This is a genomic window from Candidatus Bartonella washoeensis Sb944nv, from assembly GCF_000278135.1.
Lineage (GTDB): Bacteria > Pseudomonadota > Alphaproteobacteria > Rhizobiales > Rhizobiaceae > Bartonella > Bartonella washoeensis.
The window spans coordinates 99628-116708 of record NZ_JH725023.1; the positions used below are offsets into that span (position 1 = coordinate 99628).

Annotated in this window: 11 protein-coding genes; 5 read left to right on the forward strand and 6 right to left on the reverse strand. The window is 40.0% G+C overall.

All coding sequences use genetic code 11. The features are described 5' to 3' along the window. Window positions 1-203 precede the first annotated feature (203 nt). The gene (locus MCQ_RS03005; RefSeq protein ID WP_006923459.1) at window positions 204-797 is read right to left on the reverse strand and encodes a hypothetical protein; all 594 of its coding nucleotides are present in this window, start codon (window positions 795-797) and stop codon (window positions 204-206) included. 180 nt (window positions 798-977) lie between these two features. On the opposite strand from MCQ_RS03005, the gene MCQ_RS03010 reads away from it, so the two are divergent. From MCQ_RS03010 to MCQ_RS03030, 4 genes are all read left to right on the forward strand, one after another. Then, a complete protein-coding gene (locus MCQ_RS03010) occupies window positions 978-1508 on the forward strand; it encodes a hypothetical protein (RefSeq protein ID WP_006923460.1) in 531 nt (176 codons plus the stop codon). 1930 nt (window positions 1509-3438) lie between these two features. Continuing rightward, a complete protein-coding gene (locus MCQ_RS03020) occupies window positions 3439-4482 on the forward strand; it encodes a tetratricopeptide repeat protein (RefSeq protein WP_006923461.1) in 1044 nt (347 codons plus the stop codon). Window positions 4483-4789: 307 nt separating this feature from the next. Beyond that, window positions 4790-5365 (forward strand): elongation factor P, encoded by a 576-nt coding sequence (gene efp, locus MCQ_RS03025; protein ID WP_006923462.1) that lies wholly within the window; start codon window positions 4790-4792, stop codon window positions 5363-5365. Between the two features lie 11 nt (window positions 5366-5376). Then, window positions 5377-6168 (forward strand): inositol monophosphatase family protein, encoded by a 792-nt coding sequence (locus tag MCQ_RS03030; protein WP_006923463.1) that lies wholly within the window; start codon window positions 5377-5379, stop codon window positions 6166-6168. 88 nt (window positions 6169-6256) lie between these two features. Here MCQ_RS03030 and MCQ_RS03035 read toward each other — a convergent pair whose 3' ends face one another. After that, window positions 6257-8047: an ABC transporter transmembrane domain-containing protein gene (locus MCQ_RS03035; RefSeq protein ID WP_006923464.1), complete on the reverse strand. Its 1791-nt coding sequence runs from the start codon at window positions 8045-8047 to the stop codon at window positions 6257-6259. 187 nt (window positions 8048-8234) lie between these two features. Here MCQ_RS03035 and rpmE point away from each other — a divergent pair, with 187 nt between their 5' ends. Then, on the forward strand, window positions 8235-8456 hold the full coding sequence (gene rpmE, locus MCQ_RS03040; RefSeq protein ID WP_006923465.1) for a 50S ribosomal protein L31: 222 nt from the start codon (window positions 8235-8237) through the stop codon (window positions 8454-8456). A 2401-nt stretch (window positions 8457-10857) separates the two neighbouring features. On the opposite strand, the gene MCQ_RS03050 is transcribed toward rpmE, so the two are convergent. The 4 genes from MCQ_RS03050 to tkt all read right to left on the reverse strand — a co-directional run bounded on the left by MCQ_RS03050 (window position 10858) and on the right by tkt (window position 16771). Continuing rightward, entirely contained in the window at window positions 10858-11889 is a 1032-nt protein-coding gene (locus MCQ_RS03050) for a class I fructose-bisphosphate aldolase (protein ID WP_006923466.1), read from the reverse strand. A gap of 108 nt (window positions 11890-11997) precedes the next feature. Further along, the gene (locus MCQ_RS03055) at window positions 11998-13191 is read right to left on the reverse strand and encodes a phosphoglycerate kinase (RefSeq protein ID WP_181461081.1); all 1194 of its coding nucleotides are present in this window, start codon (window positions 13189-13191) and stop codon (window positions 11998-12000) included. A gap of 395 nt (window positions 13192-13586) precedes the next feature. Then, window positions 13587-14594, reverse strand: coding sequence for a type I glyceraldehyde-3-phosphate dehydrogenase (gene gap, locus MCQ_RS03060; RefSeq protein WP_006923468.1), 1008 nt, complete (start codon window positions 14592-14594; stop codon window positions 13587-13589). Between the two features lie 167 nt (window positions 14595-14761). Beyond that, window positions 14762-16771, reverse strand: coding sequence for a transketolase (gene tkt / locus MCQ_RS03065; protein WP_006923469.1), 2010 nt, complete (start codon window positions 16769-16771; stop codon window positions 14762-14764). Window positions 16772-17081 lie beyond the last annotated feature (310 nt).

The window sequence follows — 17081 nt, forward strand, 5'->3', positions numbered from 1 at the left end:
CTTGGTTCTTAAGTCAAGTCAACCGCTTCAGAGCGTCTAACAGCGTTCTTGACCAATACCCCAAAAGCTTGTTTTGTCCTTTGTAAGCGGCTCCGAAATGGTGATTTTATAGGGAGAGTTTCTGAGAGTGCCTAAACGGCACCTTAGAGTGTGTTAAATTGAAGCAACAAAAAGAGGATAAGGAAAGCCTAATAAAAGTTTTCCTATTTTACAAAATCTTCGATATTGGTTTGGTATCCGTCGTTTAGAAGATTTAAATTCGTAGCAGATAATTTTATACGATACGTTCGTACGAATTCTACAGACTGATAACCTTTGAAGAAAAGAGCAGGATTAACCCAATATTGATTAGGCAATTTTGGTTTTAAAAAGCCTTTAGCTATGAGTTCTTTTAAACCGTTGTGAAATGTTCTATCAGTCATATCAAACTTTACACCATTTAAACCACCATTAAGCCAAGCTAAGGTAATACTATCTGTTAATTGCGTGGATTGGTATATTTGAAAAACTTCTATAAAAATACGGTATCCTGTACGTGTTAGATTAAAAGTTTTTCGAACATTTGCAACGAATGTTTCTACAAAATATTTTTCATCTATTTTTACCGTTTCTTCAATTTCTTCCTCCGTGACATGAGACGAAAGTGTGATAACCGCTTCATGAGTCTTGAGATTATTAAACTTTTGGCGTTTAACATTTGTTGTGATATTTTTACCACAAATGCGGATCTGATGTTTATTAAGAAACGGGTTTTTTACAGGCGAGTACTCTAGCTTTCGCAAATTGATATTGTCCATTTAACTGTCCACCAAGAATTTTTAGGCAGCAATTTTGCACTTGTAACGAGCCATCAAAGAGATAAGAAAAAAAATTAATATTTTTTCTTATCTTGAAAGAAGAAAATTATTGACATAAATTTCGCTAATTGTTACATTTTATCAAAATTTACTACCAAATTGACAATTGTATTATCATAAATGACAATTCATACATTAGCCAAACGGAGAAAGCAAACCGTCAGGTATGCTAAGAATCCGTTTGAAGTGCAAAAACCATTCGGTGATGAAAGATCTTCCATTCAAAGAGAAGCTGTAAAGAGCGCAAAAACGCGTTATTCAGCAAATACAAAAACCGATACTACGGTTTATAAAGATGTTGAGTATAAAAAATTTACAAAGCAGTTGGTTTCTAATATTGGGCTCTTCTATGAACTTGGCTCACCTGGTGTGAAAGTTTTTAGAATATTAGCTTGGATATTTAAAAATAAAACAATCGGTCAAGATCCAATACCTTTAGATAGTTTTGTTTTACAGGATTTTCTCAAAAATCAAAAACGCCCCTTGTCAATATCATCATCAACGTTTTCGCGTGGTTTGGTTGAACTAGAAGATGCCAAAATAATTGCTAAATATATCCGCAAAGGTTGGTATTTCATCAATCCCAATTTCCTTTTCGATGGAAAACACGTTGTTTTTATGACCGATATCACATGTAAAGAAAATGAATAAGAACATAAAAACGGAAATCTGTACTATGTTATTTTTTCTTTTCAAGAGAGTTGCACATTGACTCTTTTTGCAAAGAAATCAGTCGTTTCAAAACACACGGAAATTCAATAGCAAAAAATAGAAACCCAACTGCAACAACAGAAGGTTTTCTGGAAAATATCGGATAAATTCATATCAATAACGTAATTCTCAATTTATCGCGATGCATAAAGGTGGAATTCCTATCGTTTTCAGAAGCAATTACCAGCTTAGCAATGGAAATTTGCCATAATGAAAGACGCCTAAATTGATGACTTTCACGTCTTTAATGATTATAGTCTTATTACTATGCGAGACTGTGGTAACTTTAAACGCTATTCAGTGCACAATCATGATCACGAAGTTGAAAAGGTTTGAGTTATTGATTTATGCATTCTTATTGCTCGATATCAGGCGCCTAAACAAAAAGTTGATGAAATACTGGAAGCTCAAGAAAAACGAAGAGAAGCTTTGCATTATTTTCAGCGATTAGTGCGTCAAATTAAATCCTCTTATGCATAACTGAATCCACACCATTTGTATCGACGTTGTTTTCTAGAGCACAAAAAATCATGCACATTATTGGACATCCGGCCAAAGCTCCTTTTGAAAAATTGCAAAAAGCCCTTCGCCTTTTTGAGTGGATTTTAGGGAAAGGTTTTAGAGGGAAAACACTAAAAACGACATACACATAGAGCATACAATCCCTAACTATAGTTGTAATAAACTAAGGAGTGTTCAGATTTTTCTGAACACACTCAAACCACTCCTGTGACTTACGGTCACAATAAAATAGCTTATGAAAATAAAGAGAAGAGCAAAACCCAAACATCATTTCCTTCAAAAGGTAGTACATTGCCTCAAATTAAGCCGGAGCTACTCGCAAAGGCATTACCAAATGCCGCTTAATGTACCTTAAATATGGGCTTGAATCTGAAAATGATTTAATCGGAGCTTTATGGGACCCATCTACCCATCTACTATACAGCCGACATACTACTCATTAAATCCTGGCTTTATACCATATGGCAGGTAAATACCTGCCCCGCAGAGCACTTTATATTGCAGCGCCTGACCAGTGCAAAGGCTTCCTTGAGAGCTCCATTAGCAATGTAGTAGCGGATTTCGATATTTTAGCATATAGCAATAAAAACATATAACATAGAGCACACCGTGAACGGAAGCATCACAAACTCTTATTGAAAGATTCTCTAATAGGTATACCATGTCAGGCGACCGCTACTGAATTATGGAAAATTCATGAGTCATATCCCTACTTATCTTATTACCCCACCTACAGTTGGTATACGTATCAAATGTAGAGCATTCTACTGCTTTTTACAAATTCATCTTCAAGAAAGAGCCTGTATTCATCTCGCAACGCTATGTTGCATTTGCTTCTTCGGGTGATGCACTCTTTGCTCTCTGGTCTGAGGGCGATGCACCTGAGGAAAATGTGCCTCGTTTTTCAGAAAAAGGAACCGTATACTGACATATTGGGAGGTACTTTCCTCATCAAAGATCCCGACGGTCATATTATTCGTGTTTGTCCACTGGATTAAAAAGCCTTAGACCCGATCTTTAATCGCCTGAAGTATAATAATTATCTGTTTCCAAAACCTATAAGCTATGAACGCTAGAGACCTACTTACGACGCGTTGTTTATCCATTTAGTACTGTATTAAATTTTCTGTGCCTTTAACAATCAGTATTGAGCAGCACAAAATACTGTTTTTGCTGCAGGCTATTGTGATAAAAAAGCGTTTATCGATTAAGGCGTAGATAAAAAACCGCATATGAATTTTATACCATTGAAGATAAGCATTTTTACGCAAGATAATTCTTTGCGCATGCTTGAAATGATGAAAGAAAAATGTGACAATTCTTAAGCGATGATGAGGAGACAACATCTATGATCAAGAGAAGCGCTAAGCTGCTTATCGTAGGAGTGATTTGTTTTGCAATTTCTGTTACAAATTCTTTTGGAATTGCCGAAGAAATCTCAGACTTTGAACGCTCTTTGAATACCATTCAAGATGCTTCAAACACGCAAGAACCTTTTAAGTCCTTAAAAGCCGGGGAATATGATCAAGCCTATGACTATTATATTCAAGGCTATTATTTGAACGCCTTTCGTGTAGCGCTCAGGCGAGCAGAACAAAATGATCCCTTCGCACAAACTTTGGTTGGCCGGATTTATATGGAAGGATGTGCAGTTCCTCGTGATGGCGCACGCGCTGCTTTGTGGTTTGGACGTGCAGCAAAACAGGGTGAACCACAAGCGCAATTGCGCTACGGCCTTATGTTATTTGATGGCAATTTTATTACACAAAACCAAGAGCTTGGTGAATATTTTATTCGAAAAGCTGTAAAGGCTGGAGTGAAAGAAGCCTATTTCTATTATGGGCAAATGCTCCTTTATAAAGCCGCACGTGAGAAGCAGGCTCTCGCAGGTGTTTTTATACAAAGCCGTGAAAATGAAGCTATAGAACAAGCGTTAAAATGGTTCTTAAAAGGTGCTGCCCTTGGTGATGCTGAAGCCTCTTTCGCTGCTGCAAAAATTCTTGCCTCAGGCACTTTAACACGGCCAAAAGATGATCATAATGCGCGCAAACTTATGGAAGTTGCTGCTCAAAATAAACACTCTATGGCCCAACTCCTTTTGGCGCAATGGCTTGTCCAAGGCCGTGGAGGAGAAACTGATTTTCAACGTGCTTTTCATCTGCTTTTTAGCAATGCCATGAATATGATTCCAGCAGCACAGATCTCTCTTGCAAGACTTTACCGAGATGGAATAGGAACAAAAGGCAACATTGTAACAGCAGCGGCGTGGTATATGCTTGCGAAACAAGCAAAAATGCAAGCTCCTGATCTTGAAATGATGTTGCAAGGTATGGATAATGCACAGTTGGAAGAAGCGCGCAAAGAAGCTATAAAGTTTTTACCCATTTTTTAAAGACACACTTCAGAGAAATGATATTTTTTACCTCAACGATATAAATCCCTCTCCCAAAATTCCTCAAACTCCCAAAAATCTCCTAAAATTCCAAAAATCCCCTAAAATTCCAAAAATCTTTGTGCAATTTTTTAAAGGGCTTGCGTCTTAGCTATTTTTATGGTCTTGCAAAAAGTTGAAAAGCTAGGATACACAAAAGTTCTTATTGAGACTATTTTTGGGCTTTTCTTTCTGCAAAGATGATGAAGGTTCTCTGTGCAAGGACAAAAAGGGAACTTTTTTGCAAGGACGGAATTGGATGTGAACTATGAAAATTAATGGCAATGAAATTCGCCCCGGTAATGTGATTGAGCATCAAGGAAGCTTGTGGGTAGCAGTTAAATGCAATGCTGTAAAACCAGGCAAAGGCGGAGCATTTAATCAAGTTGAAATGAAAAATTTGATTGATGGTACAAAACTCAATGAACGATTTCGTGCAGCTGAAACGGTTGAACGCGTGCGCCTTGAACAAAAGGATTTTACTTTTCTCTATCAGGAAGGTGATGCTCTCGTCTTTATGGATTCAGAGTCTTATGAACAACTTGAATTACAAAAAGATTTTGTTGGTGAGCGCGCTGCTTTCTTGCAAGACGGGATGACAGTAACTGTTGAGCTTTATCAAGAAAAACCGATAGGTATCTCGCTTCCCGATCAGGTCACCGTTGGGATTGCAGAAGCTGATCCTGCCATCAAAGGGCAAACAGTCACTGCCTCTTATAAGCCAGCAATTCTTGAAAATGGCATTCGTATTCTTGTGCCACCCTTTATTAATGCCGGTGAACGTGTCATTGTCGATACCAACGAGTTGATTTATTTGCGTCGTGCAAATGAAAAAGATAAATAAAGGGATAACAGATGGCCCATTCTGCAATCATGAATGTCATGGTGCAAGCCGCGATGAAAGCGGGACGCTCTTTAGTGCGCGATTATGGTGAAGTTCAAAATTTACAGGTATCTTTAAAAGGGCCAGCAGATTACGTAAGTCAAGCAGATCGCAAAGCTGAAAAAATTATTTTCAATGAATTAAGCAAAGCCCGACCAAAATTTGGTTTCTTGATGGAAGAGTCTAAAGAAATTGTTGGAGAAGATTCTCAACATCGTTTCATTGTTGATCCTTTGGATGGCACAACAAATTTTCTTCATGGCATTCCTTTTTTTGCTGTTTCCATTGCCTTAGAAAGTCAAGGACAAATTGTTGCTGGTGTAATCTATAATCCTGTTTTTGATGAGTTATTTACTGCTGAACGTGGTGGTGGTGCTTTCTTTAATGATAGACGCTGCCGTGTTTCTGCACGACGAAGATTAGAAGATTGTGTTATTGCAACAGGAATGCCTCATTTTGGACGTCCCAATCATGGAGCATATCTTATTGAATTGCGCAATGTGATGGCAGAAGTTGCTGGACTTCGCCGTTTTGGAGCTGCTGCTCTTGATTTGGCTTATGTCGCTGCTGGAAGAACGGATGGATTTTGGGAAGATAATCTGCAGATTTGGGATATGGCTGCTGGAACATTAATGGTTCGTGAAGCCGGTGGTTTTGTGACCGATAAAGAAGGTGGGAGCGATATATTTCGCAAAAAAAATATCATCGCCGGCAATGAACACATTCGCACCAAATTAGAAAAAACTCTTAAAAAAGGCATTTGAGAAAAATAGAACTTCGAAAAAAAGGCAAAGCTGCAAGGCACTGCACTCAATTTCCTTAAGACCAACAACGATGATGTATGATGAGTGCTTATGTAGGAGAGAATTGCAGTTTAGCCAAATGTGCATAAATCCCATTTTGTGCAATGAGTTCGGCATGTGTTCCCTCTTCCACAAGAGCACCTTTATCCATTACGAAAATGCGATCTGCTTTCAAAATCGTTGCTAAACGGTGTGCAATCACGAGTGTTGTTCGATTTTGCATCAATCCATCTAGGGCTTGTTGCACGAGCATTTCACTATTTGCATCTAAAGCTGATGTTGCTTCATCAAGCAGCAACAGGGGAGCATTTTTTAAAACCGCTCGTGCTATACCAATGCGTTGTTTTTGCCCACCAGAAAGCATGGTACCACGTTCTCCCACTTTAGTATCAAAACCATTTGGTAAGGCTTTGATAAATTCAAATGCGTTGGCTGTTTTGGCTGCAGCGATGATTTGCTCTTCACGCACATTTTCGCTCCCAAAAACAATATTATCGCGTAACGTACCATCAAAAATGGCGACATCTTGTGGGACATAAGAAATTGAACTGCGTAGATCCTGGAGAGAAAGGCGATTAATTTCCACGCCATCAAACCGGATTTTACCGCTTTTAGGGTCATAAAAACGCAGAATCAAAGAAAAAATGGTACTTTTTCCTGCACCCGAAGCGCCAACAAAAGCAACAGTTTCACCTGGTTTTACAGAAAAGGAAAGAGAGCGCAAAATCTTTTCCTGTGGTCTGGAAGGATAAGTGAAATCAACGTAGTCAAAAGCAATTGCTCCTTGGACAGGTTGTGCTAATGGTAAAGGAACTTTGGGGGGTGCGACAGTAGGTTGCTCTTGCAACAATTCGGCAAGCCGTTCCGCAGCGCCTGCTGCTTGCATAAGTTCTGCTCCAACTTCTGATAATTGTGCAAAGGTTGAAGCTCCAAAGACCGCATAGAGAACAAATTGACCTAATGTCCCACCAGACATTGCGCCACTCAAAACGTCATGGGAACCGATCCACAAAACAGCAACAACGCTGCTAAAAACAAGAAAAATCGCAAAACCTGTGAAAAAAGAACGCAAGATTACCGAAGCACGTGCTGTTTTAAAAGCGCGTTCAACCAATTTTGAAAAACGCGCAGAAACGAATTTTTCAGCAGTAAAGGCTTGCACAGTGCGAATAGCGCTTACCTGTTCTGTTGCCAAAGCGTTGGCATCTGCAAGACGATCTTGTGCCACACGTGTGCGTGTACGAACTTTGCGTCCAAAAACAACCAACGGAATGGCAACAAAGGGGATAGCAAGGAGAACAAGCGAGGAAAGCTTGGCATTCGTGATCACCATCATCACAATTGCACCAATCACGACAATCAGATGTCGCAAAGCAATGGAAGCAGTTGAGCCAACGGCTAATTTTATTTGTGTCGTATCTGTTAACAGCCGCGAAACAAGTTCACCAGAATGGGAATGATCAAAAAAAGCAGGAGAAAGTTGCGTGATATGGGAAAAAACATCACGTCGTAAATCGGCAACAATCCGTTCACCCAAGGTGATGACACAATAATATCGGCAAGCTGAAGCGAGTGCAAGAAGCAAGGCTAACACAAACAAAATACCGAAATAAAAATTGATATTCCCAGGGCTTGAAGAAGAAAAACCATGATCAAGCATTTGACGGATAGCAACGGGCAAAGCGAGCGTAACAAGAGCCGCCACAGACAAAGCAAGAAAAGCAAAAATAAACAACCAACGATAGCGCATCATATAAGGAGCAAAAGTTGAGAGCGAAGAAAATAAAGGTTTTGTATTGGCAGACTTTGTAGATTTTTCTGTATGGTTGAAAAGATTCATAGAATTTCGCTCACTTAATAAAGTTGTTTATACCTCTTGATGTAGGAATGCATCTTGAATACTTGTTTTTTGATGCTTGCTGAGTTATAGAGAGAGGACTTCAATCAATTTATCAAAAAAGCGAAGCCAGTGCACTTAAAAAATGAGAAAGTGCTATTTCGTTGTATGAAAGTAAAAGGTTTGCCGCATGAAAGCGAATATTCATCCCAATTATCACAGGATTACCGTTGTTATGACGGATGGTTCCCAATATACAACGCGTTCCACTTGGGGAAAAGAAGGAGACACCCTTAATCTAGATATTGATCCAAGAACGCATCCAGCATGGACAGGTGGGTCTCAAACGTTAGTAGATCATGGTGGTCGTATTTCTAAATTTAAAAATCGTTTTGGTAGTCTTGGCTTTTAAATTTTATTTCTAACGACGAAGAGCGAAAAAACTTCTCACAAGATGTGTAAGCATTGCAAACGGTTGATCTGTTTTAAGCTTTGAGAGCAAAGCGCCTTTGTAACTTTTACAGTTATAAGATTTTTTAAAATTTGCACAGTGTGAATGAGATGCCCCGCTTTAAGCGGGGTTTTTTGTATGTCGAGATAAATATGAATACTGATAATGCTTGTGGAAACAATGATTATACAAAAGAGAAAAGAAGGGGATACCCTTAATCTCGACATAGATTACAGAACGCCTCCAGTGTAAACAAGTGGATCTCAACACTGGAAGATCATGGAAAACGTATTTCTAAATTCAAAAATCGTTTTGAGTATCTCAGCATTTAAAAGCCTCCTTCTCATTGTGAAGGATCAAAAGACTCGCCAGGAGAGCAATTAAACGCAGCAAGAAGCAAGCCCATTTTAAGCCTTGGGAAGAATGTGAAAACAGAAGCACTCTGTTATGCAATCTTCTAAGAGGGAAACTGCTAATTGCCGACCAATAATTTTATCCGTGATAACCAAGGTAGCTTTTCATGCCTTTTTAAAGTAGCAACCGACACGTCTTAGAAAAATTTGACATACCTCGTATTATGATGAGAAAATAAAAGTTCTTTTAACAGCTTTTGTGTAAAATCTCATAAACGACATCATTTTGTAATGAACCAGCTGGTAAAAACATCCTCAAAGAATGATCAAGTATTACGCACCAATTTCCATTTACAGTAATGAACAAATAGCCCTCAAGATTACTTTTTAGCGGATAGAGTTAAAAGGATCTAGTCATTCAAAATCATTTGGTGATATGCTACGTTAAGAACATCTAGAATACGCCTTAGTTTTTGCGTATAGATGATTTTAACTCCTTCTATCGTATCAGTTTTATAGAAAGCTTTAAGCTTTTTATTTTTAAATCCCAAAATCATCATTGATTATATTGCGTATCGCTACAAGATATAATAAAATTTTATTCATTGTAGATAAAAATCAGATGTTTTCTCTCCTTTTTTCTACTTAACACCCTATAAAATGCTATCTAGGCACCATAAGACGTTCTCCTCCTATATCACGATTTCAGAGCTGTTTCTGAAAAACAAGCTTTTTTTGTATCTTAGGTCAGGGACGCTGTTAGCCACCCTATAACGGTTTCCTTGACCTTAAGAATCAAGGCCTTGTTAGTCCTTTCAATAAACATAGATCTGATATCATGATTTTTGTGAACATTCATGAAATTTTGAAAGGCTGAGAGTCTCTCATTTTGGATTAAGTGATCTACGAACGAAGTGCGTTTTCAATTTATTGAAAGAGAATAAGATCATATTCAGGAGGAGCGAGACATTATAAGAGAGCGTCGTAACCCCAACTAGCCCACATGCAGCAAAGAGAAAAAACGCCTTCACCAATTACTAAAATTAATGTGAGCAATATACCGGCATCACCTATTGTTGCTTCACAGCATTCTAAGAGATATCCGAAAAAAATATAACGAACACTACTCCACTCCAATCTGCAAAAAAATTTAGTACAGCAAAAACCGATCCACGAATAAATAACAGGATGAGAAAAATTGTAAAAATCAACTTTTCAAATATCCAAACTAATATTCTACGCATTATACTGAACACCTTTCGCCTTATAGTTGAAAGAATGCTCTGTTTTTATCTGGATTTTTTTCTTTGCTGGTTGTCTTCTTAACAGGTATGCTGTTTATGACTTCCCCACCCATTTTAAAGCCACAGTACTATAAAAATGAAATACTTCTCATTATAGATCACAAAAAAACAAGAAAAATTTATTGATTTTAAAGAAAAAACAGGTGTCTTATTGAGGAGCAAACCTACTTTTGTTAGCAAGAGCTACTAAATCCGTTCATCAAAATAGATCCGTCAAAATAGAGAAGCACCATCGACATTGAAGAGAAAGCTATGCTTACGCACAAAAGTTTCATAAACTACCTGTTTACTCCACTCAGAAATTACAGCTTCCCAATCCACCCACTTATCCAACTTTGAGACTGCAATTGAATGACTTCCTCTCATGATAAGCAATGAAAGCATGAAAAAGAAGAAATATCACAATATCAAACTCTTCAATACAGTAGCTTTATGATTTTCAGTTAAAAAGTAAATACCCGCCTCATGAAGCACAACACGCCATGACGCTGCTCATTCACAAATTTCCTTTAATGCAACATCTCTCCCCCAATCCCACCTCTTGATAGCACCCATAAAAACTTTTTAAAATGCCCAAGAGAAAAATTCTCTGAGAAAGCTTTCAAAAACAAAGCACCCCCACCATTTTTATCATGATGAGGGCATCATAAACCAGGCAGAAATATGCACAAACGCTACCCACGTTCAAGCACACAGCTTGTTAATTCAAGCGTAAGATTTTTCCTGTTCTTTTGTCCATTTTCCTAAAGCAGCAAGATGGTTCATCCGTGCACGATGACAAAAAGCCTTTTGCGCAACAGCAATATTTTCAGCTTTTCCACCCCATGCTTTCAAGGCAGCCGCTTGCAGTGCCCGCCCATAAGAAAAGGTCAATTGCCAAGGCAATGCCCCCAAAGAATTCATAGCTGACAAATGAGCCGTTGCTTCTTCATCAGACTGCCCTCCGGAAAGAAAAGCAATTCCTGGAACAGCGGCAGGAACAGTCTGTTTAAGAACACGAACCGTTTTTTCAGCCACTTCTTCAACAGAAGCATTACGCGCATCTTTACCATCAATCACCATATTGGGTTTTAAAACCATGCCCTCAAAAACAACTCGTGCCTCAAAGAGTTCTTTAAACACTGTGTTCAAGACAGCATATGTGACCTCAAAGCAGCGCGCAATGGAATGCTGGCGCGATGCCCCATCCATCAGCACTTCCGGCTCAACAATCGGCACAAGACCTACCTCTTGACACAAAGCGGCATAACGTGCAAGAGCCTGTGCATTTTGGCTTATTGCTCCTCTTGTTGGCAAAGCATGTGCATCAATCGCAATCACCGCACGCCATTTAGCAAAACGCGCTCCCAAAGCATAATAATCTTTTAAACGCTCCCGAAGACCATCCAACCCTTCTGTAATCGTTTCCTGAGGAAAAGCTGCTAATGGTTTGGCACCGCTATCAACTTTAATACCGGGCAAAGCACCCGCATCACGTATAAGATCCGTCAACATTTGTCCCGTAGACGCTTTTTGACGAATGGTTTCATCAAATAAGATAACACCAGAGATAGCGCTTTCCATAGCTTCTTTTGCACTAAAAAGCATTTCACGATAGGCACGGCGATTGTTTTCGTTGGATTCAAGTCCAATAGTTTCAAAACGCTTTCCAATCGTAGCGGTACTTTCATCTGCCGCTAAAATACCTTTACCTGCACTGACCAAAGCAAGTGCAATATCTTCAAGACGTTCATTCATAAAAAATTCCTCTTTGTTCTATCTTAACTTCCAAAAGTGAGCAGCATGACCAGCACAGCTAACCCATAACCTTACAGTTTTTTTAAATTTTCCCTTCAACGAAGCCCTTTAAGACTGCACGAGAGCGAGAATACCAGGAAGCACTTTGCCTTCCATCCATTCCAAAAAAGCACCACCTGCTGTCGAAAGATAGGTAAAATCATTGGCAACACCAGCTTGATTAAGCGCAAAAACCGTATCTCCCCCTCCAGCGATAGAAACCAATTTCCCTTTTTGACTCCGTTCTGCTACATGGCGTGCGACAGCAATCGTTCCTTGATCAAAGGGAGACATCTCAAAAACACCAAGAGGCCCATTCCACAAAAGGGTAGCAGCTTTATCAATCACTTCATTGATATAGGTAACAGAGCGCTTTCCAATATCGAGAATCATCCCATCTTCAGGAATATCTCCCATATCATAGAGACGATGGGGCGCATCTTTTTCAAAACGAAATCCAACGATTGCATCAACAGGGAGCAAAAGTGTACATTGGCACTCTTGCGCTTTTTCAATGATTTTTTTTATCGTTTCCCTCAATGCATGTTCACACAGTGATTTGCCAACATGGACACCTTGCGCAGCTAAAAAACTGTTGGCCATGCCACCACCAATTACCAAGTAATCAACTTTTTCAACCAAATGATTGAGCACAAAAAGCTTACTAGAAACCTTTGCCCCTCCAACAACAGCAACAACTGGATGCGTTGGATCGCCAAGTCCTTTTTCTAACGCCTGCAATTCATACTGCAAAGAACGCCCCGCATAAGAGGGTAAAAAATGTGTTATTCCCTCCACCGAAGCATGGGCACGATGAGAAACTGAAAAAGCATCATTGACATAAAGATCCCCATTATGGGCTAAAGCTTCAGCAAAACAGCAATCATTTTTTTCTTCTCCTGGATGAAAACGCACATTTTCAAGCAGTAAAACACCCCCATTTTGCAATGCCTCAACTGCTACCTGCACTGCAGCGCCAATACAATCTGGCACAAAAGCAACCGGTTTATTGATTATTTTTTCTAACACCTCCACAACTGGACGCAGTGAAAATTCTTGTTCCACCTGTCCTTTTGGGCGCCCACAATGTGAAAGAAGAATAAGCTTAGCACCACGCCTTTGAAGCTCAATGAGTGTTTCTTTATGTCGTTCAAGACGCGTCGTATCACAAACCTTGCCCAGCGACATTGGCACGTTAAAATCTACCCGCACAAGAACACGTTTCCCAGCGACATCAACATCATCAAGTGTACGAAAACCCATCACTGCTCTCTCTTCACTTTTGGTTGTTTCAAACAAACGGACCGTTCCACTTTCGCTCTCACGCAATCTTCTTTTATCTCCAGTCAAAATGATCCGCTATAGGATACATTCTTTCAACCTCTGGAATCTCGATTTGCTCAGCATTTTTTCAATCTTTGTCTTATTCAAATCTTACTTTCAAATCCTGCTCTTTGATGCAGTTAGAAAAAATCACGCATTCTCGTACCAAAATGAAACACGATGGAACATACCATCAAGCACTCGGTCAACTTCCTTCTCTTCAGCACACCAAGAATGATATTCGTTACCGTTTTCTCAAAAAGAATGCATCTTAACTTATTTATATTGCAAAAATGGCTTTCTGTTGCAAAAAAGGCCCCGAAGGCCCTCTTTACTTATATTGTCCTGGCAAAAGCCACAGCAGTATCGCTCATGCGGTTAGAAAAACCCCATTCATTATCGTACCAAACAAGAACACGACAGAGTTGACCATCAATCACTTTGGTTTGATCATTGTGGAAAATGCCTGAATGTGGATTGTGATTAAAATCACAACTGACAAGCTTTTCCTCTGTAGTATCCAAAATTCCTTTAAGCGAACCCTGTGCAGCAGAACAAACGGCAGTGTTTATTTCTTCAATTGTTGTGGAACGCTTAGCGGTAAACGTCAAATCAACAACGGAAACATTAGGAGTGGGAACACGAATCGAAACACCGTCGAGCAACCCCTTTAATTCTGGTAAGACCAATCCCACAGCCTTCGCCGCTCCTGTTGATGTAGGGATCATAGAGAGTGCGGCAGCACGTGCACGATAAAGGTCACGATGCATTGTATCCAACACAGGTTGATCCCCTGTATAAGAATGGATCGTTGTCATAAAGCCCTTTTCTATACCAACCGTGTTATGCAACACTTGCACAACAGGTGCTAAACAATTGGTGGTACACGAAGCATTTGAAACAACCCGATGCTCCTTGCTTAAAGACTGATGATTAACGCCATAAACCACTGTAAGATCTGCGCCTTCTGAAGGCGCAGAAACAAGAACACGCTTTGCCCCTGCATCCAGATGTGCACTTGCTTTATCGCGCGCAGTAAAAATTCCCGTACACTCCAAAGCAATATCAATATCCAAAGACTTCCAAGGCAATTGTGCTGGATCACGCTCCGCAAATACCTTTATCAAACCACGCCCAACATTAATGGCATCACCAACAACCTGAACGTCACCTGGGAAACGCCCATGAACGGAATCATAGCGCAACAAATGGGCATTTGTTTCCACCGCCCCCAAATCATTAATTGCAACAACTTCGATATCTTGCCGGCCACTTTCGACGATGGCACGCAAAATATTGCGTCCAATACGACCAAACCCATTAATTGCAACGCGAACACTCATTTCACATCTTCCTCATCAATCTTTATAGCACAATAAATGGGCATTGGTTTCTACCACCCCCAAATCATTAACAGCTACAACCTGTCACTCTCATCTGCCACTTTACACAGTCGTACGCAAAATATTGCGCTTCATACAACCAAACCTATTCCTCACAACGTGAACATTCATTTCACATTATCTTCCTTATTGATCTTTCCAAGCTCTTTTTCAACAGTAGCAACCACATTCTCACAAGTGATACCGAAATGCGCATAAAGCGCATCAATGGTTCCACTTGCACCAAACCCCTCCATACCAATAAACACGCCATTACATCCAATAAAACGATCCCACCCTTGCCGTATAGCAGCTTCAATGGCAATTTTAATCGGTGCATCCCCTATGAGAGCACGCTGATAGGAGAGGGATTGTTGCGCAAAAAGTTCAAAACAAGGGACAGAAACCACACGCGTTGGAATACCCTTTTCTTCTAACACCGCATGTGCCTTCACCGCAATTTGCAATTCTGAACCGGAAGCAAACAGAGTCACTTTCGCATCATCACTTGCCGTTAATAACTCATAAGCACCGAGCATACAAAGATTTTCTTCTTCATATTCTTGACGCAAAAGCGGTAAGTTTTGTCGGCTCAAAGCTAAAGTAGAAGGTGTTTTACGCGCTTTTAAAGCCAATTGCCAACACTCAACTGTCTCAACAGCATCAGCTGGACGGAAAACCAAATGATTGGGAAGTGCACGCAATGAAGCCAAATGCTCCACTGGCTGATGGGTAGGGCCATCCTCACCAAGACCAATGGAATCATGGGTCAAGACATAAATCACCCGCAAGCCCATGAGAGAAGACAAACGCATTGCGGGACGCATATAATCAGAAAAACACAAAAAGGTTCCGCCATAAGGAATAAAGCCGCCATAAAGGGCAAGACCATTCATTACGGCTCCCATCGCATGTTCGCGAATTCCATAATGCAGATAGCGCCCTGAAAAATCTTTAGCAGAGATACTTTTCATCTGACTGCTTTTTGTATTATTGGACCCAGTTAAGTCAGCGGAACCACCAATAGTCTCAAACACAACCTCATTGATGACTTCAAGAGCCATTTCAGAAGCTTTACGCGTAGCAACGACAGGACACTCCTCAACCAGTTTCTGTTTATAAGCATCAATAGCACCATCAAACCCGCCCACGAGATCGCCCCGCATCAACCTTTCAAATTCCAACCGGTCTGATACGGAAAGATCAGCGAATTTTTCTTTCCATTTTTGCCGTTTTTTAGCAGCATTGAGACCAGCCAAACGCCAATTATCAAGAACATCTGGAGGAATAACGAAAGGCTCGGCCTCCCACCCCAAAGCAAAACGGGTTACAGCAATTTCACGTGTTCCCAAAGGCGCTCCATGAACTTTATTCGTTCCCGCTTTGTTGGGCGCACCAAAACCAATCGTTGTTTTACATGCAATCAAAGTTGGTTTATCAGAATTTCGTGCAACCTCAAGAGCCGTTGCAATTGCCGCTTGGTCATGTCCATCAACTTTGAGTGTATTCCAGCCAGACGCCTTAAAACGCGCCACCTGATCAGTACTATCAGCAAGTGAAATCTCTCCATCAATGGAAATATTATTATCGTCCCACAACACAATCAACTTATTGAGTTTTAAATGTCCAGCGAGTGAAATGGCTTCTTGGGCAATCCCTTCCATAAGGCATCCATCCCCAACCAACGCGTAGGTGTAATGGTTGATGAGATCACCAAAACGCGCATTATGTAAGCGCTCACCAAGCGCCATTCCGACAGCATTAGCCAATCCCTGTCCAAGAGGTCCAGTGGTTGTCTCGATTCCTGCAACATGACCATACTCTGGATGTCCAGCAAGCTTTGATCCTATTTGGCGGAAATTTTTAAGATCCTCAAGAGAGATATCTTCATATCCAGAAAGATATAAGAGTGCATAAAGCAACATAGACCCATGCCCAGCCGACAACACAAAGCGATCACGGTTGGGCCAATGAGGATTTTTAGGATCATGGGCAAGGAATTTTGTATAAAGAACGGTAGCAATATCGGCTGCCCCCATTGGCAAACCAGGATGGCCAGAATTTGCTTTTTCAATTGCATCAATAGCAAGAAAACGGATAGCATTGGCCATCTGATTCTGTTGTTCGGTATTTGTCATGAATAATAGACCACTTTGGTTAAACGGGTTTTTTTGTTGCTTCTTCTGTTTCTCTTTAATTTTTTCAAAGAATAGTTTTCAGTCTGTTTAAATCATCAGCGTGAGACACCTTGCGATCACTTCAGTAATCATTTCCCTCACACATCTTTTATGCACATATCACTTCATTTATGCCAATACTCTCAAAAAATCCAGCTTTTAATTAAAACGTTTCCCCTGCTTTGCTTGCTAAAATACCCTACATATTTAAAAATAAAATTGACTCAAGAAAAGAAAAGGAGTGATTCGTTTTTGCATAAAAAAAGTGATA